Source organism: Lachnospira intestinalis (genome assembly GCF_040095895.1).
GTDB classification, from domain to species: Bacteria; Bacillota; Clostridia; order Lachnospirales; family Lachnospiraceae; genus Lachnospira; species Lachnospira intestinalis.
In genome coordinates this window covers 34,933-61,230 of sequence record NZ_JBBMFS010000002.1, presented here as the reverse complement: position 1 = coordinate 61,230, position 26,298 = coordinate 34,933, and the positions used below count along the sequence as shown (strand labels likewise).

Genomic DNA, 26,298 nt, shown 5'->3' with positions numbered 1-26,298 from the left:
CACGCTCCTGTTACTGTGCCGTATTACTGCCGGAAGCTGCCGTTGTCTTGACGGCTGCGGTTGTAGACTGGCTTGCTGCCGTTGTTGCAGGTTCTGTTGCCTTCTGATAGTGGCTGACTACGATTGTTACGGTTGTACCGCTCTCTAAAGATTCGCCTGAATTGTAACCCTGTGCCGTTACCAGTCCGTAGGTACCGGAGGTGGACTGATATGTTACAGACGGAACGAGTCCCTGGTCTTTGATTGCCTGCTTTGCAGCATCTTCTGTCAGACCGATAACATTTGGCATCTTTGCATAGCTGACCTTTTTACCCTGACTGACTGTAATTGTTACGGTATCTCCTTCTGATGCCGATGCATTTGCAGAAGGCGACTGGCTGATAACATTCCCCTGTTCTACAGAATCGCTGTAATCATATTCCACATCTACCGAAAATCCTGCACTCTTTAATGTTGATGTTGCCTTTGACTCAGACATACCGACAACATTATTGACCTTTACGCTGTCAGGTCCTGAACTGATGGTTAATGTAATCGTTGTATTTTTTGCAACGGATGTACCCTGCTTTGTACCCTGGGAAATGACATTGCCTTTTTCAACGGTTGAGGAAGCCTGATAACTTGCCTTATAGCCGAGTCCGACCTTATTTAATTCTTCCTTGGCTTCGTCTTCTGTCTTGCCGACTACGTTTGGAACAGAAACCTTTTCGGAAGAGGCTGTTGTAGCATTTGCCTGTGTCGTCTGCGCTGTTGTTTTTTCACTCTTTCCGCCAAATGAAACACCGCCTACCAGCTTTACAATCACAAATACAGCAATAATTAAAATAACCGCAATGATACCGACACCAATCCACTTTGTCATCTTATCAAGTTTATCGTTATTCTCATCGTCAATATCCAGTGTTTCATCATCATCGTCGTCATCATCTTCATCATCTGTAAGTCCGTCTGATAAATCATCGTCATCATCATTAAGATAATCATCTTCAATGTCGTCTTCCTCATCGGAAGAATTCTGTGGCTGCTCTGTCTGCTGTGCATACATCGGTGCAATTTTAACAAAGTCTTCTTCCGGCATGACAAGGGACTTTTTCAAATCCGCAATCAGATCAGACACCGTCTGGTATCTTCTCTCTGTTTTTTTCTGTGTACATTTTAAAACAATCTTATCCACGCTTAACGGTACATCTTCCGCAATCTCCGACGGCGCAGGAATTGCATCCTGAATGTGCTGTACGGCTACCGCGACGGTTGTATCACCGTCAAACGGCACTTTTCCGGTAAGCATTTCATACAGTGTGATACCAAATGAATAAATGTCGCTGCGCTCATCCGAATATCCGCCTCTTGCCTGTTCCGGTGACATATAATGCACAGAGCCCATGGCTGCTGATGAATTAATTGTACTTGAAGTTGCTGCTTTGGCAATGCCAAAATCCGTTACCTTAACCTTGCCTTCTTTGGAAATAATAATATTCTGTGGCTTAATATCACGGTGTACAATATGGTGCTTATGTGCTGCTTCCATACCGTTAGCAACCTGAATGGCAATGCTGACTGCCTCTTTATAAGGAAGCTTTCCTCTTTTTTCAATATATTTTTTCAGGGTAATTCCCTCAACCAGCTCCATGACAATGTAGTGAATTCCGTTTTCTTCGCCTACATCATAAACATTGACAACATTCGGGTGTGAAAGCCCTGCTGCCGACTGTGCTTCGACCCGGAACTTGGATACAAAACTGGTATCCTGGCTAAATTCCGGCTTTAAGACTTTGATTGCAACATAACGGTTCAACTTATGGCATTTTGCCTTATAAACATCAGACATACCGCCGTTTCCGATTTGCTCCAGAATCTCATATCTGTCCGCTAAAAACATTCCTTTTCTTAACATCCTACCATTTACCTTTCCTGTTACGGTTCTATAATCATTACAGTAATATTATCTTTTCCGCCGTTTGCATTGGCTGCTGCGACCAGATTTTTCGCAGCGGTTTCAATATCCGGGGCAGACTTTACAATCTTTAAAATATCCGCATCCTCAACCATATTGCTCAGTCCGTCCGTACACATAAGAATACAGTCATTTGGCTTTAAATCAACGGAAAACATTTCGGCCTCCACGGTATCATACCCGCCAATTGCCCTTGTAATAATATTTTTCTTTTCATGATTGCGTGCCTGTTCCCTGTTAATCTCACCCATGCTGACCATTTCTTCCACTAGAGAATGATCCCTTGTAATCTGTGTAATTTCATTTCCTAAAATATATAACCGGCTGTCTCCGACATTGGCAACCCGTAAAATATTATCATACACGGTTGCCGCTACCAATGTCGTTCCCATTCCTTCATAATCCTCTGATTCCGCTGCCTTTTGTAATAACCTGCGGTTGACCTGTGTTACGGCATTGTTAATAATCGAAACCGGGTCTTTTAGCGTTGAATCCTGCACAAGCGATACAAATGTTTCTACTGTATATCTTGATGCCATGTCCCCCGCCTTATGTCCTCCCATTCCGTCTGCTACCAGAAACAGATTCGGCAGACTGCCGGTTTCAGTCAGCGAATAATAAACGTAGTCCTGATTGACACTTCTCTCCCGTCCTACATCCGTAACTGCCTGAACCTTCATCATTTCCTCCATTCCGCTGTAATTCATTATTGTTGTGATTCCATATAGCTCTTTCTTAATTGTCCACAGGCACCATCAATATCTCTGCCCATTTCCCTTCTTATTGTAACATTTATTCCGTTTCTTTCAAGCTTATTTTTAAAAGCCGCTATTGCCTGCTTTTCGGACTGCCTGTAATCGCGTTCCTTAATCGGATTGACCGGAATCAGATTCACATGGCAGTTCATGCCATGTAAAAGTCCGGACAACTGTTCTGCGCACTCCTGTGTGTCGTTGACACCTTTGACAAGACTGTACTCAAAAGAAATGCGTCTTCCAGTCTGTTTTAAATAATACCGGCAAGCTTCCATAATCTGCTCAATTGAATATTTATTGGCAATCGGCATCATGGTCTTTCTTAATTCATCATTCGGTGCATGAAGGGAGATTGCCAGCGTAATCTGTAACTGCAGGTCTGCAAGTTCCCGTATCTTATCCACCAGTCCACAGGTCGATACCGTTATATTTCTTGCGCTGATATGTAGCCCCTTGTCTGAATTGATTAATTTTAAAAACTGTACCACATTTTGAAAATTATCCATCGGTTCTCCCGAACCCATAATGACAATGTTGTCAACCCGCTCCCCGGAAATCGTCTGGATCCGGTATATCTGGTCTAACATTTCCGACGGTGCCAGATTACGCACCATGCCGTCCAGTGTCGATGCACAGAAGCGGCAGCCCATGCGGCAGCCCACCTGCGAAGAAATACACACGGAATTGCCGTGGTGATATTTCATCAGGACACTCTCAATTAAATTGCCGTCATACAGCTTGAATAAATATTTCGATGTGCCGTCAATCTGTGATACCTGCACCCGCTCTGCGGTCAGTGCCGTCAGGCGACAGTTTTCTTTTAATGTTTTTCTTAAACTTTCCGGCAGGTTTGTCATCTGATCAAAATCCGTTACCAATTTCTGATGCAGCCACTGATACACCTGTGATGCCCGGAATTTTTTCTCGCCCAGCTGCTCAAAATATGCCTGCAGCTGTGCTTCATCCATTGATTTAATATCTATTAATTCTAAAGAATCGTTATTCACACTTTTTCTCCGTTCCGCAGGTATTTTAAAGTTTCTTTCGGAATTTCACCATAAAAAATCCGTCTGTTCCGTCTATGCCCGGCAGAAGCTGTTTCGCACTGCCTTCGCGTATAAATGGAAAGTTCTTTTCAAACCATGCGGCATTCTCTTCATTTTCCGGCCGGCTGATAGTACATGTACTGTACACCAGTGTACCGCCCGGTTTTACATACTCCTGCACAACCGTTAAGATTTCACGCTGTAATGATGCAAGCTGTTCAATCTTTTCAATATCCGTATGATACTTGATATCCGGCTTTCTGCCGATAATGCCAAGTCCCGAACACGGCAGATCCGCAAGCACAATATCGGCACTTTCCTTTGATGCCGTATCGGAAACTCTTGCATCCCACTCTTTTACAGAAATGTTATCCAGTCCGAGCCGCGCTATATTTTCACGGATAAGCTGTGTCTTTAACGGTGTTAAATCTCTCGCCTCAACACTGCCGTCTGTAAGTTTTAATGCTACATTCATGCTCTTTCCGCCCGGTGCCGCACATACATCAATAATACGGTCATGTGGTGCAGGAGATGCCAGTTCTCCCGCAAGCATGGAACTGATGTCCTGTACAAAAAATTCACCCCGCTGAAAGCTTTCACAGGCAAGCAGATAATCATATCCTGTAATTTTTAACGCATACGGAAGTCCTTCCACTGCCTCAGCCTGAATATTTTCACTGAGCAGATGTGCCTTTAATTCCTCTACCGTAAGCTTTTTCGTATTACAACGGATATACGTTGTCTTTTCCTTATAAAAGCCCGCAAGTATGGATTCTACTGTTGTATCATCAGCCTGTTTCTTAAAAAATGCCACCAGTTCTTCCGGCATGGAATAACGCACGGATAAATATTTTACCGGTTCTTTTTTCTGGTCCGGATATTCGCAGGTGCAGTCATTTCTTGCAATATTTCTTAAAACACCGTTTACAAAGCCTTTTAAATTCACAAAATGGCGTTTCCCTGCCAGCTTTACCGCTTCGTTGCAGACTGCTGATACCGGCACATTATCCATATATTTCAGCTGATACACCGACATCTCCAAAAGACTGCGGATCAGCGGTTTCATCTTCCTTACCGGTGTTTTGGAATACTGATTAATGATATAATCCAATTCAATCCGCCGTTCCAGCGTTCCCTGTGCCAGCCTTGTAATAAAGCTGCGCTGGTGCTTTAACAGATACTGGTATTTTTTGAGTGCCGCACCAATCACCAGATGGCTCATGGCTTCGGGGCGGTTTAATTCCAGCAGAATATCCAGTACAATTTCGCGTTCATTAACGCTGTCTGCCATATCCTTTGTTGTCTTGTCTTTAGTCACGGTCATTTCCTCCAAACAGGCGAAGCAGTCTTAATAACTGCAATACTGCGGTTGTCGCAGCCGCAACATAAGTGAGTGCCGCCGCAGATAAAACCTTTCTTGTATCCGATACTTCATCTTTTTGTAAAATTCCGGTTTCGGACAACAGCTTTAATGCCCTGCCGGATGCGTTAAATTCGACCGGAAGCGTCACAAGCTGAAACAATACCGCTGCCGAAAACATCAGAATACCAATCATAATCAGTGTATGACTGCCGCCAAAGAAAATGCCAAGAATAATAAAAAGCCACGATAACTGTGAGCCTATATTGGCAACCGGCACGAGTGCGCTTCGAAATGACAGCGGTGCATAACCTCTTGCGTGCTGGATCGCGTGTCCGCATTCATGTGCCGCAACACCGACTGCCGCTACCGATGTACTCGCATAGACGGCATCAGAAAGATTTAATGTCTTGTTTCTTGGGTCATAATGGTCTGTCAGTTTTCCCGATACCCGCTGGATTGCCACATCATAAATGCCCTGTGACTGCAAAATACGTTCTGCCGCCTGCGCTCCGGTCATGCCTGAGCGGCTGCGTACCCTGGAGTATTTTGAGAATCTGGAATTGACCAGAAACTGTGCAAACAGTGAAATCAGTGCTGATATGACAATCAGCATATACGTTGGGTCATAATAATAGTAACCATAATATCTTCCCGGCATAATATCCTCCAATCCGCAGACATTCCAATGTCGGAGGATACGCGAACTGAATGAATTCAGTTCTGCGATAAGGGCAGATTGATAATGCCTGCTTTATCAATCTGCCGTATGAACAGGCTTAAATATAAAGCCTGTTCATACTTTCCTCCAATCCGCAATCTAAATTATTTTCCGAGTTCCATTCCTTTTTCCAGACGGCTTCCACGTAAGAAAGCATCCGATGTCATGCGCTTTTTACCCTCTGCCTGGACTTCATTGACTTTTAACAAATCCTTTCCGCACCCGATAAAAAAGGTGTGTGGCAGCACTGCTACAATCTGTCCCGGCTCTGCACCTTTAAAATCTGTGCTGTATTCCGGAAATTCCGCTTCTGCCTGCTCTTTTGTATACACATCCGCATCCCAGATTTTGAGCATTTTCCCGTTTAAATGAGTAAATGCGCTCGGCCACGGATTCAGTCCGCGAATCAGCCGCTCTAATGCATCCGCTTCCTTTGAAAAGTCCAGCTCACCGAATGATTTTTTTATCATCTTTACATAAGAAGCTTCTTCTTCGTTCTGCTTCTGCGGCTTTAAGGTTCCGGCTTTCGCCTCCTCTAAGGTCTTTACAAGAAGCTGTGCGCCTACATCGCTTAAACGGTCAAACAGACTGCCGCCGGTTTCCTTCGGGTCAAGCTTTACTTTTTCTGTCAAAAGAATATCTCCGGTATCCAATCCTTCATTCATCTGCATGGTTGTTACACCGGAATATTCGCAACCGTCAATGACTGCCCACTGAATTGGCGCCGCACCACGGTATTTCGGAAGCAGGGAAGCATGGACATTGATACAGCCGTATTTCGGCATATGAATAATTTCTGCCGGAAGCAGTTGTCCGAATGCCACAACTACAATCACATCTGCTTCATATCCTCTTAATTCTTCAATAAATGCTTCTTCTCTGGCACGCTGTGGCTGTAATACCGTCAGATTGTGCTTTAACGCCGCTTCCTTGACCGGTGACATGCTCATTGCACCGCCTCTGCCCTTTGGCTTATCCGGCTGTGTCACAACCGCAGCCACTTCATGTCCGGCGGCAAGCACAGCCTCTAGTGTCCCCACCGAAAAATCCGGTGTACCCATAAAAATAACTCTCATATACTCTCCATTTCCGGACGACTTTACTGCAAAACAGCGATTTTCCGTCTGCCTTTTAAAATATCTGCTTTATCGGAAAGCAGCATCTGCATAAATAAACCTCAATTTATGGTTTATTTACGCTTCATCGTCCTCTTTATCAATCTGCATCATTTCAGTTGCTTTATCAACATACATCACACCGTCAAGGTGGTCGATTTCATGGCACAGACATCTTGCAAGCAGTTCTGTTCCTTCGATAATGTACTCCTGCATATTTTCATCATATGCCTTGACCTTTGCATAGTTTGGACGGGTTACGATACCGACTTTATTCGGCACGCTCAAACACCCTTCCTGACCGGTCTGCTCGCCGCTTGTTTCCAGAATAACCGGATTAATCAGCACTAACGGTTCTTCACCGCAGTCAATAACTACAAGGCGTTTTCTGATACCGACCTGCGGTGCGGCAAGCCCGACACCGTCCGCATCATACATTGTTTCAAACATATCATCAATTAATTCCTGAATTCTCGGTGTAACCTCTGTAATTTCTTTTGCTTTTTTTCTTAAAATTTCATCGCCTAAAACCCTGATATTTCTAATCGCCATTTTTATCCTCTTTCTATATTTTATATTTTCTATCAATTAAAATCAAACTGCAGTCCAATGCTGCGGAACAACGTATTTTCCCTGCAAAGCGTTTCCAGCCTGTCCTTGCACGCTGTCAGCTTCTCATAAGCCGTAGCTTTTAAATACACAACCTGATTATAATAATCATTTCTTTTATAAACACCTGCTGCAACCGGACCTGTAATGCGTACCTGTTCTTTTTTCCATTCGGGAATTACTTCCTTTAAAAAGGTACATGCGGCAAGCAGCTGTTCTTCATTTTTTGAAGAAAGGGTCACCATCAGCATATTGCAGACCGGCGGATAATCCATAATCGAGCGGAAAGCAATTTCTTCCTCATAAAATTGCTCATAATTCTGCGCCGCGGCGGCGGCAATGCTGTAGTGCTGCGGTGTATATGTCTGAATCACGACTTCTCCTGCCTGCCTTCCGCGTCCCGCTCTGCCTGCCGCCTGTGTCAGCAGTTCAAAGGTCCGCTCTGCCGCCCGGTAATCTCCGGCATACAGCGACATATCTGCCGCCAGTACACCTACCAGCGTTACATTGGGAAAATCATGCCCCTTTACAATCATTTGCGTTCCTACTAATATATCGGCTTCCTGCGCCGAAAATGCAGCCAGTATCTTTTCATGGCCTTCCTTGCCTGCCGTGGTATCCATATCCATGCGCAAAACCCGCGCCTGCGGATACATTTTTTTCACAGCTTCCTCTATCTGCTGTGTACCGGCACGGAATCCTGAAATATACTTTGAGCCGCATACCGGACACCGTGTAACCCGCGGCTGTTCGTACCCGCAGTAATGGCAGACCATTTTCCCGTTTTTATGCTCGGTAAGGGAAATATCGCAGTGCGGGCATTTTAAAACATGTCCGCACATACGGCAGGACACAAATCCCGCATAGCCTCTTTTATTTAAAAAAAGTATAATCTGTTCCTTTGCCGCCAGCCTCCGCTGTATCAGCTCCTGTAGACGGCGTGAAAAAACAGAGCGGTTGCCGCACTTTAATTCTTCCCGCAAATCCACCGTATATACGGCAGGCAGTGTGCCGCTTGCACGCCGGGGCAGTTCTAACAGGGTATATTCGTTTTTCTTTGCCCGGTAAAATGCCTCTACGGACGGTGTCGCCGAGCCGAATACCACACCTGCGCCGCACATTTTGGCAATGTGGACTGCCGTTTCCCGCGCATGGTAACGCGGCGCCTGTTCACTTTTATAAGCCCCTTCGTGTTCTTCATCCATGATGATAAGCCCAAGATTTGTAAAAGGTGTGAACAAAGCGGAACGCGGTCCAATCATAATGCTGATTTCTCCGCGCATGGCACGTAAAAACTGGTCATACCGCTCTCCCTTGGACATTCTCGAATGTAAAACCGACACCTGACTGCCAAACCGCCTGTAAAAACGCTGTACCGTCTGAAAGGTCAGGGCGATTTCAGGAATCAGGACGATTGCCTGTTTTCCCTGCGCCGTCACGTGCTGTATCATTTCAATATAACAGAGTGTCTTTCCGCTTCCTGTTACACCGTACAGCAGCCACGGTTTCCGCTCCCCCGCATCAAACTGTGTACAAAACTGCGTGACCGCCTTCTGCTGGGCTTCATTTAAAATGAGCCGTTCCTGTCCGGGGGCTGTTTCCCGCACCGGATTACGATACAGCTCCTGTGTTTCCACCGTAATGACATTTTGCTTTTCCAATGCCTGAATTGTCTGTGTCGTTATCTGATACTGCTCCTTTAAAACTGCCGTGTCCAGTCCGTTCTCATCTGTTTTACAGAGTGCTTTTAACAGCCGCACCCTTGCCACGGCATTTTTCTTTTCATACAGTGCCAGATATTCTGCCGCTTTTTCCTTTGATACGGCAAGGCGCACTGTCTTTTTTTCTTTCTGTCGCACTTTTTCCTTTACCGGAAGCACCGTTTTTAAAGCCTGATTCATTGTCGAGCCGTACTGCTTTTTTAACCACGCCGCAAGCTGTATCATACGTCCGACTGCCTGAATCCCGCTTTGGGATACGCTGTCGATGTCTTTTATTTTCTCAGCCGGAATCTTGGGGGTACTGCCGATACCGATGACATATCCTGTCAGCAGACGGTTTCCCCTGCCAAACGGAATCTGCACCATAACCCCAATCTGCACTTCATTTTCCAATTCGGGAGGAATCCTGTACTGAAAGGTTTTATCCAGTTGTTCCTGTGAAATATCCACAATAATATCTGCGTACATGGTTCCTCCTTTTTGATTGGACGGACATTATCCGTATATTAATCCCGGCATTTTAAACATTTTTTTCCGCCAGTTCTTTTAAAACTTCGGCAATCAGCACTCTTTCATCCATCGGATGCTTCACACCCTTGATTTCCTGATAGTCTTCGTGGCCTTTTCCGGCAAGGACAATAATATCGCCCGGTTCGCCGTGTTCAATCGCATAGCGGATTGCTTCTTTTCTGTCTGTAATGCTGATATATTTTCCGTCTGTCTTTGAAATGCCGGTTTTAATATCTTCAATAATGGCTTCCGGGTCTTCAAATCTCGGATTATCCGATGTAATAATCGTAAAATCAGCCAGTTTTCCCGAAACCTCACCCATTTCAAAACGTCTTTCCTTAGAGCGGTTGCCTCCACAGCCGAATACGCACACCAGACGGTGTGGGTTGTATTCTTTTAATGTTTCAAGTATACTTTTTAAAGACATGGCATTATGGGCGTAATCAATCATCAGTGAAAATTCATCAGATACCTTTACCAGCTCGATCCTGCCCTTGACTTTGACTTCTGCCAGTGTCTTTTTTAACGTTTCCTGCGGCACCTGAAAATGTCTTGTAACCGCAATCGCACACAGTGAATTATAAACCGAGAACTTTCCCGGAAGATTGAGTGCCACGTCCATGTCCAGCGCACCGGTACAACGGTATGTAAGTCCCACCGTTCCTCTTTCATGCTTTAAGCAGATGTCGCAGGCTCTAAGCTGTGCTTTTTCCGATAAACCGTAAGTTTCGATTTCACAGGTCGCATTTTTAATGACTTCTGCCGTATGCTTGTCGTCTGCATTGACAATGCCTGTTTTACACTGGCTGAAAAGCTTTGCCTTGCATGCCAGATATTCTTCAAAAGAAGCGTGTTCATTCGGTCCGATATGATCCGGTTCAAGATTGGTAAATACACCGATGTCAAATAAAATACCGGCGGTTCTGTCAAGCTTTAAGCCCTGTGAGGAAACCTCCATGACAACTGCCTTACAGCCTGCCTTTACCATTTTGGCAAACGATTCATGAATCTGATAAGACTCCGGTGTTGTATTGCAGGATGCCCAGCTTTCATCACCGATAATCGTTTCGATTGTACCGATTAAACCGGTTTTAATACCGCAGGCTTCCAGCACGTTGCGGATCATATAGGTTGTCGTTGTCTTTCCCTTTGTCCCCGTAATGCCGATTGTAAACAGCTTTTCTGCCGGATTGTCAAAATATGCGGCTGACATGAATGCCAGTGCATATCTTGTATTTTCAACCGAAACCACCGTTACCGTATCTGGAATCTGCGCCAGATATTCTTCCTTACAGCCCTGCTGTACCACAATCACGGAAGCCTTCTGTTCTACTGCCGCCTGAATATATGTGTGTCCGTCACTGACCGCACCCACGATGCAGACAAATGCCGTATTTTCCCTGACTTTTCTGGAATCTGAAGTCAGACTTTCCACCTGCGTTTCCACACTCCCCGAAACCAGTGTATAAGAAAGCTTCTCCAGCAACTTTGATAAATTCATACTAATCCTCGTTTCTGAGCAACTTGTTGCGAAGAGGCGATGAGAAATTCGCACAGGCGATTTCTCATCTGCCATCATAGCTATTTGTTTTTGCTCAGAAACAAATAGCTGTGTGAACAAGCTTTCATTTATGGCTTGTTCACACTACTCCAATTCCGCAGGCATTTTAATGCCGGAGGAATCGCGAGCCAAATGTTAGATTTGGCTCTGCGATAATACACTTTGTGACGCCTGCGGCACAAAGTGCTATGCGAAAATCTTTGATTTAAGGATTTTCGCATTTCCCTCTAAAATAATCCCACAATTTTATTATTTTCTTCATCAAAATCAATACCGTACGCCGCCGGTTTCTTTGGAAGTCCCGGCATGGTGAGTACCTTGCCTGTCAGGACAACCACAAAGCCTGCGCCTGCATTGATATAAACTTCACGGACATTAATCGTGAAATTTTCCGGACGACCGAGCAGTTTCGGATTATCTGAAAGTGAATACTGTGTCTTTGCCATGCAGACCGGAAGATTTCCAAAGCCCATTTCTTCAATGTGCTTTAATTCTTTCTTCGCGGCATCGGAATACGTTATGCCGTCTGCGCCGTAGATTTCTTTTGCCACGGTTTCAATCTTTTCTTCCAGAGAAGCTTCATCTTTATAAAGCGGTTTAAATTCAGACGGTTTTTCCACAGCCTTTAATACCTTTTCAGCCAGTTCTACGCCGCCTTCGCCGCCTTTTTCCCACACCTTTGCCAGTGCAAATTCACAGCCCTGTTCTTCACAGTGTTTTTTAATAAACTCATATTCTTCCTGTGTATCGGTAATAAATGCATTTAAGGTTACAACAACCGGCACACCATACTTCTTAATATTTTCAATGTGCTTATCAAGGTTTGCAATACCTTTCTTTAAGGCTTCCATATTTTCCTGTCCGAGTTCGTCCTTTGGCACACCGCCGTTATACTTTAATGCACGCACGGTCGCTACAATGACAGCCGCAGCCGGTTTTAGGCCGGATAATCTGCACTTTATGTCAAAGAATTTTTCAGCGCCTAAATCTGCACCGAATCCGGCTTCCGTAACTGCATAATCCGCAATCTTTAATGCCAGCTTTGTTGCACGTACAGAATTACAGCCGTGTGCAATATTGGCAAACGGACCGCCGTGTACAAGTACCGGTGTATTTTCCAACGTCTGTACCATATTCGGCTTTAATGCATCCTTTAATAAAACTGCCATTGAGCCGGTTGCCTGGATATCATCTGCCGTAACCGGGTCTCCGTCTACGTTGTACGCCACAATCATTTTTCCGAGACGTGCCTTTAAATCCTTCATATCGTTTGCAAGACATAAAACACCCATGATTTCAGAAGCCACCGTAATAATAAAATGATCTTCTCTCATAATGCCGTCTGCCTTGCCGCCCATACCGATAATAATATTTCTCAACTCTCTGTCATTCATATCCACACAGCGTTTCCAAACAACACGCTTTGTATCAATGCGGAGTGCATTGCCCTGATGAATATGATTGTCTAACATTGCCGCAAGCAGATTGTTTGCAGATGTAATTGCGTGGAAATCTCCCGTAAAATGCAGATTTAAATCTTCCATCGGCACAACCTGGGCATATCCGCCGCCTGCCGCACCGCCTTTGATACCAAAGCACGGTCCTAAGGATGGCTCTCTTAAAGCTGCCACTGCATTTTTACCCATATGACAGAGGGCTTCTGTCAGTCCGATACTGATTGTTGTCTTTCCTTCGCCTGCCGGTGTCGGGTTGATTGCCGTAACAAGAATCAACTTGCCGTCTTCATTTTTTTCAAGTGCTTTTGCTGCTTCATCGGAAATCTTTGCTTTATACTTTCCGTAAAGCTCCAGGTCGTCTTCATTGGTAATGCCTGCCTTTGCAGCTACCTTTCTGATGTCAAGCATTTTTGCTTCCTGTGCGATTTCAATATCTGTTTTTACTGCCATTTTTTCCTCCTGCCTGCTATAAATTTATAGCATTTATGTATTTTGTTTTAAATATGTTTCAAATTCTTCCGGTGTCATCAGGACTTTTCTCGGTTTTGTACCAACCTCCGGTCCTACAACACCTGCATCTGCAAGCTGATCCATAATTCGTGCCGCGCGGTTAAAGCCAATTTTATAATAACGCTGTAACATGCCAATCGAGCCTTTTTCTTTTTCGATGATAAACCGTCCCGCTTCTGCAAAATAAGAATCCTTCTCACTTGCTGTATTATGTGCATTCTGTGACTGGGTCGATGTAATGCTTTCACTCACCGCCTCATCATAGACAACTTCCTGTGAATTTTCCTTTAAAAAGTCTACAACTCTTGATACTTCATCATCCGATACAAACGCGCCCTGTACACGCACCGGCTTTGGATAACCGGACGGGAAAAAGAGCATATCGCCCTTTCCTAAAAGCTTTTCCGCACCGTTCATATCAATAATGGTTCGTGAATCGACACCCGATGATACCGCAAATGCGATTCGTGACGGCACATTTGCCTTAATCAGTCCCGTAATGACGTTGACGGATGGTCTTTGCGTTGCAATTACTAAATGGATTCCCGCCGCTCTGGCAAGCTGTGCCAGACGGCAGATTGCATCTTCTACCTCGCCCGGCGCTACCATCATCAAATCCGCAAGCTCGTCGATAATAATGACAAGCTGTGGCATTTTCTGTGGCGGTTCTTCACCTTCCGGTACTTCCATTTTCGCAATCTCGTCATTGTATCCCTTTAGGTTACGCACACCCATCTGCGCAAACTTTTTATAGCGGTCCGTCATTTCATTGACTGCCCAGTTTAATGCACCCGAAGCTTTCTTCGGGTCAATGACTACCGGTATCATCAGATGCGGGATGCCGTCATATACCCTTAACTCAACCATCTTCGGGTCAATCATAATCATCTTGACGTCTTCCGGGTCTGCTTTGTATATAATACTCATGATAATCGTATTAATGCACACCGATTTACCGGAGCCTGTCGCACCCGCAATCAGCAAATGCGGCATTTTCGCAATATCCGCTACAATCGTCTTTCCCGCAATATCCTTTCCGACTGCAAATGTAATCGGCGAAGCACTCTTTTCAAAGGCTTCCGATTCTAACAGTTCCCGGATAGAAACACTGCCGGCGACTTTGTTCGGAACTTCAATACCAATCGCAGCTTTTCCCGGTATCGGTGCTTCAATACGGATATCCGCCGCCGCAAGATTTAACTTAATATCATCGGAAAGCGATACAATCTTACTGACCTTCACACCCTGTTCCGGCTGTAATTCGTAACGTGTAACCGCCGGACCGCAGCTGATGTCTGTAATCGTTACCTTGACCCCAAAATTCTGTAAGGTCTGCTGCAGGCGCAGCGCCGTTGCCTTGTTTTCCCTATCCTGTGAGCCGCCCTGCTTTGACGAAGCCTGATTTAATAAGGACAGTGGTGGAAACTGATACCGTTGGACTTTCGTGTGCGGCTGTCCTGATACCCCGGCTGTTTCTTCTGCATCTCCCATAACCTCTGGCTCCGGATATTCTGCATTTTCCGCTTCATAGCCGTCCTGCTCCATATCCTGCTCAACCGTTTCCTCCGGCAGTGCCTGTTCATATGCCTCGTAGGCAGACGGTTCACTGCCATTCTCTGCATATGTGTCAGGATACATTTCCGGCTCCTGATATTGTCCTGTCATCTGCTCCAGACGCTCAGACAGACCATGAATTGTTTCATCCGGCATGCTTTCCGTTTCCACCGGATTAATCATTTCTTCTTCCGGTTCTTCGGTTAAAATGCTCTCCAGCTCATAATCATATGCCTGTTCCTGCTGCTGGACCGGACTGTAAATATCTCCACTGTATTCATCTTCCCGCTGTGTATCCACAACAATTTCATGAATATCAATCGGATTATCCGGTTCTACCGCCGTTTCTTTCGGCAGTGTTGTTGCACTTGTAATGCCGCGCGCCTTTTTATTCATGCGCGCCTGTGCTTTTTCTTCTTTTTCCTGTATCTTTTTTAACTTTTCTTCCCGCCGTCTGGCAAGATATTCTTCCTCCGACAGTTCCTCATCCGGCTTTCTTCTCTGCCTGTCTGCCGAATGTTCCCGGTACAAATCGTAATCCTGCTTTGCGGCATGCACCATTCTGCTTCCGCTTTTCTGCATTTTCATCACACCGCTGATAAATGATTTTTCTGTAATCACAATCAGACAGATGATAATAAGTAACAGCAGTACCACCATACTGCCAAACATACCGAGCGGCTTTAACAGCTTGCATAACATGCCACCAAAGAAACCACCGCCGGTATTATGCACCGCACTGTAGTGAAATATTTCCATTAATGTGCTTTCCGCAATATCCGGCCGGTTGCCAATCCGCAATGCCATTGCCGAAAGCAGAACCATCAGTATGTAAACAGCTGCTGTTTTTACTCTTGCAACTGCAATATATTCTCTGTTTGAAATCAAAAAAATCAGCGAAGCCGCCACGACAATCGGGAAAATGTATTCCATTACACCAAACAGTCCAAACATAAACCATTTGATCTGCACGCCCACGCTGCCTGCCAGATTAAAATTACTCAAAAGCAGGATAACAGCCACCGCAAACGATAGCAACACCAGCACTTCATCCCGCAGCTGGTTTGCTGCTTGCTGTTTTGCTTTGGTTGTCCGCTTTCTCTTTCCGGCAGGGGAAGTATTTTTCTTTACAGCCGTTGTCTTTGCCTTGTTTTTTGAAGACTTAGCTGTACTACTGCGTCCACCTGATGCCATTTAAAACTCCTCCATTTCGCATATTAGAATATTATATCATCTATCCCTCTTTTAGACAAGAAACCCCCGGCAGAAATGTTGTAAAATTCCTGCCGGGGCTATTCTTATTGTATATTTCTAATTGTCATCTTCTGCTGCTTCCGCATATCCCTGACGTTTTCTTGCCATTTCGTCATTTTCAAGATATTCGTCATACGTTGTTATCTTATCAATCAGCTGACCGCTCGGAACAATTTCCATAATACGGTTTGCCGTTGTCTGAATAAACTGATGGTCATGTGAAGTAAACAGTGCTACGCCTGAGAACTTAATCAGTCCGTTATTTAATGCCGTAATAGATTCCATATCCAAGTGGTTTGTCGGGTCATCAAAAATAAGTACATTTGCACCTGTAATCATCATCTTAGAAATCAGACAACGCACCTTTTCACCACCGGAAAGTACCTTTACCTTCTTAACACCGTCATCGCCTGCGAATAACATTCTGCCTAAGAATCCTCTGACATAAGTCGGATCCGGATCCGGTGAATACTGTGTCAGCCACTCAACAATCGTATCTTCACGGTTAAATTCTGCCGCGCTGTCCTTCGGGAAATAAGCGGTGTTCGTTGTAATCCCCCACTTAAATGAACCCTCGTCCGGTTCAAGTTCACCGGTTAAAATTCTAAACAGTGTCGTTGTTGCCAGTTCGTTTGAACCGACAAATGCAATCTTATCATCGTGGTTTACGATAAATGAAATGTTGTCCAGTACCTTTACACCGTCAATCGTCTTTGAAAGATTTTCAACCTGAAGCACTTCATTTCCGATTTCCCTGGATGGTCTGAAATCAATATACGGATACTTTCTGCTGGACGGTCTGATTTCATCCAGTTCAATTTTTTCCAATGCTCTCTTTCTTGAGGTTGCCTGCTTTGACTTAGAAGCATTTGCAGAGAAGCGCTGGATAAAGTCCTGTAATTCTTTGATTTTTTCTTCCTTTTTCTTGTTGGCTTCCTTCATCTGCTTGATTAAGAGCTGGCTGGATTCATACCAGAAGTCGTAGTTTCCGGCATACAACTGAATCTTCGCATAGTCAATATCCGCAATGTGTGTACATACTTTATTTAAGAAATAACGGTCATGGGATACAACAATGACTGTATTTTCAAAGTTAATTAAGAATTCTTCCAGCCATGCAATCGCATCCAGATCCAAATGGTTTGTCGGTTCATCAAGCAGCAGGATATCCGGGTTGCCAAATAATGCCTTTGCAAGCAGGACTTTCACCTTTTCACTACCGTTTAATTCTGCCATCTGCTTATAGTGTAAATCTGTTGTAATACCCAGTCCGTTTAACAGCTGTGCCGCATCGGATTCCGCTTCCCAGCCGTTCATATCGGCAAATTCCGCTTCGAGTTCACTTGCCTTATTCCCGTCTTCTTCCGTAAAATCTTCCTTGGCATAAATTGCTTCTTTTTCTTTCATGATTTCATAGAGTCTTTCATTACCCATGATAACCGTATCCAGAGCAGTATACTCATCATACTTGAAGTGATCCTGCTCTAAGAATGAAAGTCTTTGCCCCGGTGTGATGCTTACATCACCCTTGCTTGGCTCAATCTGACCTGTCAGAATCTTTAAAAATGTAGACTTTCCGGCACCGTTTGCACCGATTAAGCCATAGCAGTTTCCTTCCGTAAACTTGATATTTACATCTTCAAACAGCGCCTTCTTACCAATACGAAGTGTTACGTTATTTGCACTAATCATGTAATAAATCCTCCAAAAAATCTTTTATTTTGACTCTAAATATTCATCCATATCAAAGACTTCACCGTCTTTAATCTTATTCATCAGTTCAACCGCAGTCTTAACCGTAGACATATCCGGTTCCATAACCCACATTGAGCTGTAACCAAAGAAATATGACGAACCATGTGAGCTAGTTCCTTCTGCTGCATAAGACTGTACATTCCAGCCATTTGCGCCTTCCATTGTCAGTTTTACCATACTTGCGATATCATCATCGTCTAAGCTCGTCTGGAACAGGTTGCGGACTGTTTCAAGAACATTGCTGTAATTATATAAAATAGAAGGTGATGTTACTTTGTCAATCAGTGCTTCAATTACAAGCATCTGATCCTGTCCACGCTGGTTATCACCTGCTGCCACAGACTGTCTTTCACGACAGAATGCCAGTGCTGCCTTACCGTTTAACTTATTCGGACCTTCTACAAAATGGAATTTCTCGTCACTGGTATCCGGGCTTGTATAAAATTCAATTTCTGAATTTACCGTAATACCGCCCAGTGCGTCTACAATTTCTTCCACACTTGTAAAATTCAGACGGACATAAAAATCAATATCCCAGTTATCATATAAGGTGCTCAATGTCTTCATGGATGCTTCCACGCCAAAGTTTCCGGCATGTGTCAGCTTATCCTTGCCGATTCCCGACTTTAAGGAATTGACATTGACATAGTAATCTCTCGGTGTATTAATCAGTAAAATCTGCTTTGTCTTCGGATTGACAACAATCAGAATATTCACATCGCTTCGTCCGGACTGATTTAATTCACCACATTCATCATTTCCTGAAAGATAAATGGTAAATGTATCTGTCAGTGTATTCTTTGTAATCACCGGCTTATCCAGTGTTGTTCTGTAATACTCATTTGCAATAACTTTTGTCTTTTCCTCGAAATCAGGGAATTCTTCTTCCAGTGTCTTTACATAAGACTCATTTAAAATCATTGCCCCAATCTGCTTATTGTACAGTGCCTCGACCATCTTTGGCAGATCATTATAGGTCTTTGATGTAATCGTCTTATTCAAAGAAGTGTTAATACTCTGTACATATTTATCTGTATTTTCTCTGTCTAAGATTTCATGGTATCCAAAAATGTAATCCTTTGCATCTGCAATCGTCTTTGCTTCATCATCTTTTAATACATAAACGGAAATAACTTCTGTCTGCTCGTTGTTGCTGACATAATTCATTGCCTCTTTTGCCTGATAAATGTATAAATCACCGATTGCCAGTATTACTGCCAGCAACAGTGCTATGACTCTTGCGGTCCATTTTACCCAGCCGTATTTTAAAAACTGTAAATATAATGCCAACGCTGATAAAAGAATCAGCACTACAATAATAATCACTTCAATCTTTACAGGAAAAATGTTAATCCAGAACACCATTCCCACAAACGATACCGCTAATATAATCTGTATTACCGATACAATAATGCCTGTCCACTTTAACCATGCGGCTTCCTGTTTTACTTCTGTATCTGCCATCGTTTTACTCCTTCGATTTTTATTGATTTTTGTTTTTCAAAAGACAAAAAAACATAGAGTATATTATACATGATACTATTTTAAAAATCAATAATAATCCTAATTTTTCCAGCGATACTTTCCAAGGTCCACTCTGCCGTTTATCACTTCAATGCCGTCTGCTTCCAGCCGCTTTGCCTGTTCATCTGCGCCGCCGAATGCAAATGCCCCGGATAGTTCTCCCTTTGCATTGACTACACGGTAACACGGAATTTTTTCCGGATCGGGATTTTTATGCAGTGCATTTCCGACCGCACGTGCCATTTTCTTATCTCCCGCCAGTTCCGCAATCTGTCCGTAGGTTGCAACCGTCCCTTTCGGTATCTTTTGGACGGCTTCATAAATGCGCTTTGTCGGGCTGGCAGTCACCAGATCATAGCTTTCGGCAATCATGCGCCGTACGTCCTTATCCGGTATGCTTCCGTCTAAAATCACGGTATTCCAGTGTTCCTTATTCTGATGCCACCCCGGAATCACCGCCGTATATGTCTGCCGCCAGAAATCCCGCCATTCCGGGTCTGCCTTGACATTTAAATTGATAAAGCCGTTCCGCTCATATGTCCACAAAAATGCTTTTTTACTGCCCTTTACCCGGACCAGCTGCCAATTCGTATCATGAAACGGTGCTTCCTGATACGTATCCGGAAACGACAGCCCATATTCCAATACTTCTTTCCGTGTCTTCATAATTTCCCCTTTATCTGACTTTATTCGGTTTTATCTGGTTTTAAACCCATACCCTTACCTTTACCAGCAGGTTCAAAAAAACTTTACGATACAGCGGTGTGCTTCCTGCTGTTGTCCGTATCCCGCCGCCATTTAAAAATCCCTTCAAAAAAACTGCCAAAAGCCGTTCCTTTGAAGGGATTATAGTCATGTATTATCTGTTTTCAAGACTGCTGATTAGCCACGAATCTTCTTAACAAGAGAAACAGCTTCTGCTGTCATATCCTTAATCTTGTCAAATTCGCCAGCCTTAATCATATCGCCCTTAACCATCCAGCTTCCGCCGCAGCAGAAGATCTTGTCACATTCAAGATATTCTGAGATGTTCTTTGCGTTGATTCCGCCTGTAGGCATGATTCTTACATTTGTGTAAGCTGCACACATAGCCTTGATCATCTTTAAGCCGCCAGCTGCTTCTGCAGGGAAGAACTTCACTCTTGTAAGACCACGCTTAACTGCCTGAGCCAGTTCTGAAGGTGTAACGATACCCGGAACAACTTCGATGTTCTTAGAAATACAGTAATCAACGATTTCAGGGTCGAATCCTGGGCTTACGATTAAAGAAGCACCTGCTGCAACTGCACGGTCAACCTGTTCTGTTGTAAGAACTGTACCGGCTGCAAGTACCATATCAGGATAAGCTTCATGCATAACACGGATAGATTCCTCTGCTGCTGCTGTACGGAATGTTACTTCTGCACATGGAAGTCCTCCTTCATATAATGCCTTTGCAAGTGGAAGTGCATCCTTTACATCATTTAATACGACTACAGGAATTACTCCAAGTTCTTCAAATTTGTCTGCCATTGTACTCATAATAATACAAGCTCCTTTCTTATGTGGGCTGATTTTTGTGGACAGCCTCTTTCCTCTTATCACTATTATATACATTTTTTAGAAAATTGGAAGTCTAAATTTTCATTTTTTGCGATTGTGCTTTAATTAATACGTTTTCATGCATATTTTCACACCCCAATCAGCACTTTTTTATTATTTATTTAACTCTTTTTACGCCTTCAGCGCATTCTTTGCTTCATCCGTGATTTCTCTCTGATAAGCAATTTCGTTTTCAATGTTTCTTGCGACTTCGTTGGCAGCATATGCGGCATCTACAACCTGCTTTAACAGATTGCCGACACTGTCTGCCTTGCCCTTCTGTGCGGAAGCATTGTCATATACTTCATGCATGGAAGAAACGGTTTCTTTTACAGAGTGCTGTACCTGATTAATCGTATCTGTAATTTCCTTAGAAGACTTTGCGGACTGAGATGCAAGATTACGCACTTCGCTTGCAACTACCGCAAATCCTCTGCCGTGTTCCCCCGCTCTTGCAGCTTCAATAGAAGCATTGAGGGATAAGATATTCGTTCTGTTGGCAATGGAAGCAATGACCGATGCAAACTGCTCAATATCCGCAGACAGCTTCTCAAGCTTCTGAATCTTTTCGGATGATTCTTCCACAACTGCATTCAGCGTATCAATCATCTTTAAGATTTCTTCCACACTGCCGATACTTTCACGCACCAGATTCAAAGAGGTATCCGATGAATTAATCACATCAAACGCATCTTTTTCCAGCTTCTCCTGTGAATCATCCAGACCGTTTAAAATATTTGTCAAATTATTTACCAATGCTGTATTTTCCATATTTCCCACTTCTCCTTTTTATCCGGCACGGCAGTACGGTTTCTGCCACTGCTGCTGCCGGTTTGTTTTTTCCTGCTCCGTGTTACTATTTTATATCAGTTTCATCGCTTCACTTACATTACGAACACCAATAATATTTATTTTATCAGTTTTTCTGATACTTTTCAAGCATACTTGTGGAAGTATACACGTTTCAAAGCCCAGTTTGACTGCCTCGTTTACACGCAGCTGCGGCTGGCTGACCGCACGCACCTCTCCTGCCAGTCCGACTTCCCCGAAAATAATGGTTTTATCATCTACGCTTCTGTTCTTAAAGCTGCTCACCAGTGCCATTACAATGCCTAAATCCAGTGCCGGTTCATTGACCTTAATACCTCCCGCAACATTGACATAGGCATCGCTTCCCGATAAATGCACTCCGGCGCGCTTTTCCAGCACCGCCATTAAAAGGTTGACACGGTTATAATCCGTTCCGGCCGCCGTTCTTCGTGGCAGTCCGAAATTAGAATCACAGACCAGTGCCTGTACCTCCACCAGCATCGGACGCGTACCTTCCATCAGGCATACTACCACCGAACCGGACGCATTTTCCGGCTTTCCGCTCAGCATATATTCCGAAGGATTCTCCACTTCCACAAGTCCCTGCTCCTGCATTTCAAACACGCCGATTTCATTGGTCGAGCCAAAGCGGTTTTTCACACCGCGCAGCAGGCGGTAAGAGGCATTTTTATCGCCTTCAAAATACAGCACGGTATCCACCATGTGTTCAAGCATGCGCGGACCTGCAACAACACCTTCCTTTGTTACATGACCGACAATAAAAATGGAAATGCCAAGTCCCTTTGCAAGCTGCATAAGAACTGCCGTGGATTCCCTCACCTGACTGACACTGCCCGGCGCAGAACCGACGTTCTCACGGTACATTGTCTGAATGGAGTCAATAATTACCACATCCGGCATCGTCTTTTTCATCGTTTCTTCTATGATGTCCAGATTGGTTTCACATAAAAGCAGCAGCTTATCCGTAAACGTGCCGGTACGCTCCGCACGCATTTTTATCTGTTTTAAAGATTCCTCACCTGAAATGTACAATACATTTTTATCCATGTGGGAAAGATTTTTACACATCTGTAACAGCAGTGTCGACTTTCCGATACCGGGGTCACCGCCTACAAGCACCAGTGAACCGGCTACAATGCCGCCGCCCAGTACTCTATCCAGCTCTTTAATACCGGTTGACATCCAGTCTGTTTCCTTGGTATTAATATCCGCAAGCTTTGACGGCTCATTTTTCCCGTCTGATACAATATGCACCGGCGCACCTTTGCCTTTTGCCGTCTTTGTCTTTGCTACCGGTTCTTCCGATGCCGTATTCCACTCACGGCATGCCGGACACTGTCCGAACCACTTTGCTGATTCATACCCGCATTCTTTACAAAAAAATGCGGTATCCCTTGCCTTTGCCATTTTCCCTTCTCACCTTCTTTAAAAAAGCTGCCGCACCAAGCCTTTCATTACCCGCTTGGTACAGCAGCCTAAAATTCGTATGCGCTACAGTTTTATTCAAATTATGCTTTTACAACATTGACTGAAACTTCTTTTCCGGCTTCAAACTCTACAGACAACACAAGCTTTCCGCCCATGTTCGTAGCCATCTTTCCAGCAGATTCCCCATCAATGGTAATCTCATATTCTGAACCTTCTTCCAGTTCCAGTGTAATCTGGGCATCTTCTGTACCCTCTACTTTAAAGCTTACACTGTCATCGGTTGCTTTAAAATGATTCACTGCTGTTCCCGGCACTGATTCATATACAAAAGAGCCGTTCTTCTCCAGCTTTGTAATCTCATTATAAGTCTTTACCTTATAAGAATCTCCACAATGTTCAAAATCAGATACCTTTGACTTTGTATCTAACTGATAATTACCAAAACTTAAACTTCCGTCCTGTTCTGAACGAATCAGTTCTTTTACTACTGGCATGTTCTGTCCTCCTATCATATGTTCCGTAAATCTTTTTGGTGTTTACATTATACAATAATCCGACAAATTATGCTAGTAGTTTTGGCAATTTTTCTACTTATTCAGTCCACGTTTTAATCCAAAATGCAGCTTTCCGTCTTTTACCGTTACTTTTACACGGCTGCCCTGTCCTGCTTTTCCCTGTAAAATCTGTTCTGCGAGCGGGTCTTCAATCTCATTCTGGATAGCCCGGCGCAGCGGTCTTGCCCCGTACTTGGAGTCATATCCTTTTTCCACAAGATAATTCTTTGCATCCTCATCTAGCTCAATGGACAGCTTCATCTGTTCGAGTGTCCTCTTGTTGACGGTCTGCATCATAATATCTACAATCTGACCAATCTGCTCTTTTCCCAATGTATGGAAGACGATAATTTCATCAATACGGTTGATAAACTCCGGTTTAAAAATGCGTTTTACCTCGTCCATAACTTTACCCTTCATGTCTTCATGGCTGTGTGCTTCATCATTGACGGAAAGGAAACCGAGTGTCTTTGGTGTAACGATATTTTCCGCACCGGCATTGGATGTCATAATAATAACTGTATTTTTAAAATCAACAACGCGGCCTGTAGAATCTGTAATATGTCCGTCATCTAATACCTGTAACAGCACATTAAATACATCTGGATGTGCCTTTTCCACCTCGTCAAATAAAACAACGGAATACGGATTTCTGCGTACCTTTTCACTTAACTGTCCGCCTTCGTCATAGCCGACATATCCCGGAGGTGAACCGATAAGCTTTGATACGGTATGCTTTTCCATAAATTCGGACATATCAACACGGATTAACGCATTTTCACTGCCAAACATCGCATCGGCAAGCGCCTTTGAAAGTTCTGTTTTTCCGACACCGGTCGGTCCTAAGAATAAGAACGAACCAATCGGACGGTTCGGGTCTTTTAAACCGACTCTGCCCCTGCGGATTGCCTTTGCAACAGAAGCCACTGCTTCTTGCTGTCCGACAACACGGTGGTGCAGTGTTTCTTCAAGCTGCATTAAACGTTCCGACTCTGCCTGTGCAATCTTTGTGACCGGAATCTTTGTCCACATTGCAACGACATCGGCAATTTCTTCTTCTCCGACAACAATCTCAGAACCCGTACGCTGTGTTTCCCATTTTTCTTTTAACTTTTCAATTCTTTCTTTTTTACGAAGCTGCTTTTTCTTAATCTCTCCGGCTTCTTCATAAGCTTCACGCTTAATCGCTTCTTCTTTTTCCGCTTCTAATGCCTTGATTTCTTCTTCTGCTTTTTTAATGCCGTCCGGCATGACATAAACCTTCAAACGTGCCTTAGACGATGCTTCATCAATTAAATCAATCGCCTTATCCGGCAGGAAACGGTCATTGATATACCTTTTGGAAAGTTTGACTGCCGCTTCAACAGCTTCATCTGTAATTGTTACATGATGATGTTCTTCGTACTTCGGGCGCAAACCGCGTAAAATCAAAACAGCTTCTTCCTCTGTCGGTTCTTCAACCTTTACCGGCTGGAATCTTCGTTCCAGTGCGGCATCTTTTTCAATATATTTGCGGTATTCTTCCAGTGTTGTCGCACCGATTAACTGGATTTCACCTCTGGCAAGGGACGGCTTTAAAATGTTGGAAGCATCAATTGCACCTTCCGCACCGCCCGCACCGATAATCGTATGCAGTTCATCTAAGAACAGCAGGACATTTCCGTCTGCCTTGACCTCATTGATCACGCGCTTAATACGTTCTTCAAACTCGCCGCGGTATTTTGAACCGGCAACCATTCCCGATAAATCCAGTGTAAGAAGTCTTTTCCCCTTAATTGTTTCCGGTACATCGCCTTCGACAATCCGTGCCGCAAGTCCTTCCGCAATCGCCGTTTTACCGACACCCGGCTCACCAATCAGACACGGATTATTTTTGGTACGTCTGCTTAAAATCTGAATCACACGCTGGATTTCTTCACTTCTGCCGATAACCGGGTCTAATTTGCCGTTTCTTGCAAGTTCTGTCAAATCCCTGCTATACTGGTCTAAGGTCTGTGTGGGTTTCTTTCCGCGCGGTCTGCCATTCTGGAAATCTTCACGGTAGTAATTGGCATCCTCGCCCATTGCCGCAAGCGTATCCACATACAGCTTCTTTATCGCAATGCCGAGTGTATTTAACAGTCTTGCCGCAACACTCTCTGTTTCTTTAATAATCGCAATTAACAAATGCTCCGTTCCGATACTGTCCGCATGAAAACGTGCTGCCTCCTTTGCTGAATTTTCCAAAATGCGGCGTACACGCGGCGTATAGCCTGACGGTTCTTTCACGCCAACCTGATTATCCGGTGCAATCAGCTGATAGACGAGGTTGATAATTTTTTCCGCTGTGACATCGTTATTTAACAGCACGGTTGATGCCAGGCTGTCTTCTGCCTGAATCAGTCCGATTAACAAATGTTCCGAACCGATATAGCCATGCCCCAGCATTGCTGCTGTTTCTGCCGCATGGTCAAGCGCTTCCTGCGCCTTTTTTGTAAATCTGCTCTGCATATTTTTTC

The 26,298-nt window shown here is 44.1% G+C and carries 19 protein-coding genes; all 19 read right to left on the bottom strand.

Going from position 1 to position 26,298, the window contains the following annotated elements:
* Positions 1-10 precede the first annotated feature (10 nt).
* A complete protein-coding gene (gene pknB / locus WMO37_RS02570) occupies positions 11-1,894 on the bottom strand; it encodes a Stk1 family PASTA domain-containing Ser/Thr kinase (protein WP_227089209.1) in 1,884 nt (627 codons plus the stop codon).
* Between the two features lie 20 nt (positions 1,895-1,914).
* Complete coding sequence (locus WMO37_RS02565) at positions 1,915-2,634, bottom strand: Stp1/IreP family PP2C-type Ser/Thr phosphatase (RefSeq protein WP_349154248.1); 720 nt, start codon at positions 2,632-2,634, stop codon at positions 1,915-1,917.
* A 26-nt stretch (positions 2,635-2,660) separates the two neighbouring features.
* Positions 2,661-3,716, bottom strand: a complete 1,056-nt coding sequence (gene rlmN / locus WMO37_RS02560) for a dual-specificity RNA methyltransferase RlmN (RefSeq protein ID WP_436970247.1) — start codon at positions 3,714-3,716, stop codon at positions 2,661-2,663.
* A gap of 25 nt (positions 3,717-3,741) precedes the next feature.
* Positions 3,742-5,046, bottom strand: a complete 1,305-nt coding sequence (gene rsmB / locus WMO37_RS02555) for a 16S rRNA (cytosine(967)-C(5))-methyltransferase RsmB (protein WP_349154380.1) — start codon at positions 5,044-5,046, stop codon at positions 3,742-3,744.
* A 19-nt stretch (positions 5,047-5,065) separates the two neighbouring features.
* Positions 5,066-5,776 carry a zinc metallopeptidase gene (locus WMO37_RS02550; protein ID WP_349154247.1) on the bottom strand — a complete coding sequence of 237 codons (711 nt, stop codon included), beginning with the start codon at positions 5,774-5,776 and terminating at the stop codon, positions 5,066-5,068.
* A gap of 164 nt (positions 5,777-5,940) precedes the next feature.
* Positions 5,941-6,912, bottom strand: coding sequence for a methionyl-tRNA formyltransferase (gene fmt, locus WMO37_RS02545; RefSeq protein ID WP_349154246.1), 972 nt, complete (start codon positions 6,910-6,912; stop codon positions 5,941-5,943).
* Positions 6,913-7,029: 117 nt separating this feature from the next.
* Positions 7,030-7,503 (bottom strand): peptide deformylase, encoded by a 474-nt coding sequence (gene def / locus WMO37_RS02540; RefSeq protein WP_022433463.1) that lies wholly within the window; start codon positions 7,501-7,503, stop codon positions 7,030-7,032.
* Between the two features lie 32 nt (positions 7,504-7,535).
* The gene (gene priA, locus WMO37_RS02535; RefSeq protein WP_349154245.1) at positions 7,536-9,749 is read right to left on the bottom strand and encodes a replication restart helicase PriA; all 2,214 of its coding nucleotides are present in this window, start codon (positions 9,747-9,749) and stop codon (positions 7,536-7,538) included.
* Between the two features lie 52 nt (positions 9,750-9,801).
* Positions 9,802-11,292 carry a UDP-N-acetylmuramoyl-L-alanyl-D-glutamate--2,6-diaminopimelate ligase gene (locus tag WMO37_RS02530; RefSeq protein WP_227089205.1) on the bottom strand — a complete coding sequence of 497 codons (1,491 nt, stop codon included), beginning with the start codon at positions 11,290-11,292 and terminating at the stop codon, positions 9,802-9,804.
* A 287-nt stretch (positions 11,293-11,579) separates the two neighbouring features.
* Positions 11,580-13,259, bottom strand: a complete 1,680-nt coding sequence (locus tag WMO37_RS02525; RefSeq protein WP_349154244.1) for a formate--tetrahydrofolate ligase — start codon at positions 13,257-13,259, stop codon at positions 11,580-11,582.
* 33 nt (positions 13,260-13,292) lie between these two features.
* A complete protein-coding gene (locus WMO37_RS02520) occupies positions 13,293-16,067 on the bottom strand; it encodes a DNA translocase FtsK 4TM domain-containing protein (protein WP_349154243.1) in 2,775 nt (924 codons plus the stop codon).
* Positions 16,068-16,184: 117 nt separating this feature from the next.
* Complete coding sequence (locus WMO37_RS02515) at positions 16,185-17,819, bottom strand: ABC-F family ATP-binding cassette domain-containing protein (RefSeq protein WP_022433468.1); 1,635 nt, start codon at positions 17,817-17,819, stop codon at positions 16,185-16,187.
* 24 nt (positions 17,820-17,843) lie between these two features.
* Positions 17,844-19,346: an LCP family protein gene (locus tag WMO37_RS02510; protein WP_227089203.1), complete on the bottom strand. Its 1,503-nt coding sequence runs from the start codon at positions 19,344-19,346 to the stop codon at positions 17,844-17,846.
* A gap of 99 nt (positions 19,347-19,445) precedes the next feature.
* Positions 19,446-20,072, bottom strand: coding sequence for a methylated-DNA--[protein]-cysteine S-methyltransferase (locus tag WMO37_RS02505; protein ID WP_227089202.1), 627 nt, complete (start codon positions 20,070-20,072; stop codon positions 19,446-19,448).
* Between the two features lie 216 nt (positions 20,073-20,288).
* Positions 20,289-20,927, bottom strand: coding sequence for a bifunctional 4-hydroxy-2-oxoglutarate aldolase/2-dehydro-3-deoxy-phosphogluconate aldolase (locus tag WMO37_RS02500; protein ID WP_022433471.1), 639 nt, complete (start codon positions 20,925-20,927; stop codon positions 20,289-20,291).
* Between the two features lie 192 nt (positions 20,928-21,119).
* Positions 21,120-21,758, bottom strand: coding sequence for a methyl-accepting chemotaxis protein (locus WMO37_RS02495; RefSeq protein ID WP_022433473.1), 639 nt, complete (start codon positions 21,756-21,758; stop codon positions 21,120-21,122).
* A gap of 90 nt (positions 21,759-21,848) precedes the next feature.
* Positions 21,849-23,225 (bottom strand): DNA repair protein RadA, encoded by a 1,377-nt coding sequence (gene radA / locus WMO37_RS02490; protein ID WP_349154242.1) that lies wholly within the window; start codon positions 23,223-23,225, stop codon positions 21,849-21,851.
* Positions 23,226-23,326: 101 nt separating this feature from the next.
* Positions 23,327-23,740, bottom strand: coding sequence for a hypothetical protein (locus tag WMO37_RS02485; RefSeq protein ID WP_022433475.1), 414 nt, complete (start codon positions 23,738-23,740; stop codon positions 23,327-23,329).
* Between the two features lie 93 nt (positions 23,741-23,833).
* Entirely contained in the window at positions 23,834-26,290 is a 2,457-nt protein-coding gene (locus tag WMO37_RS02480) for an ATP-dependent Clp protease ATP-binding subunit (RefSeq protein WP_349154241.1), read from the bottom strand.
* Between the last annotated feature and the right edge of the window lie 8 nt (positions 26,291-26,298).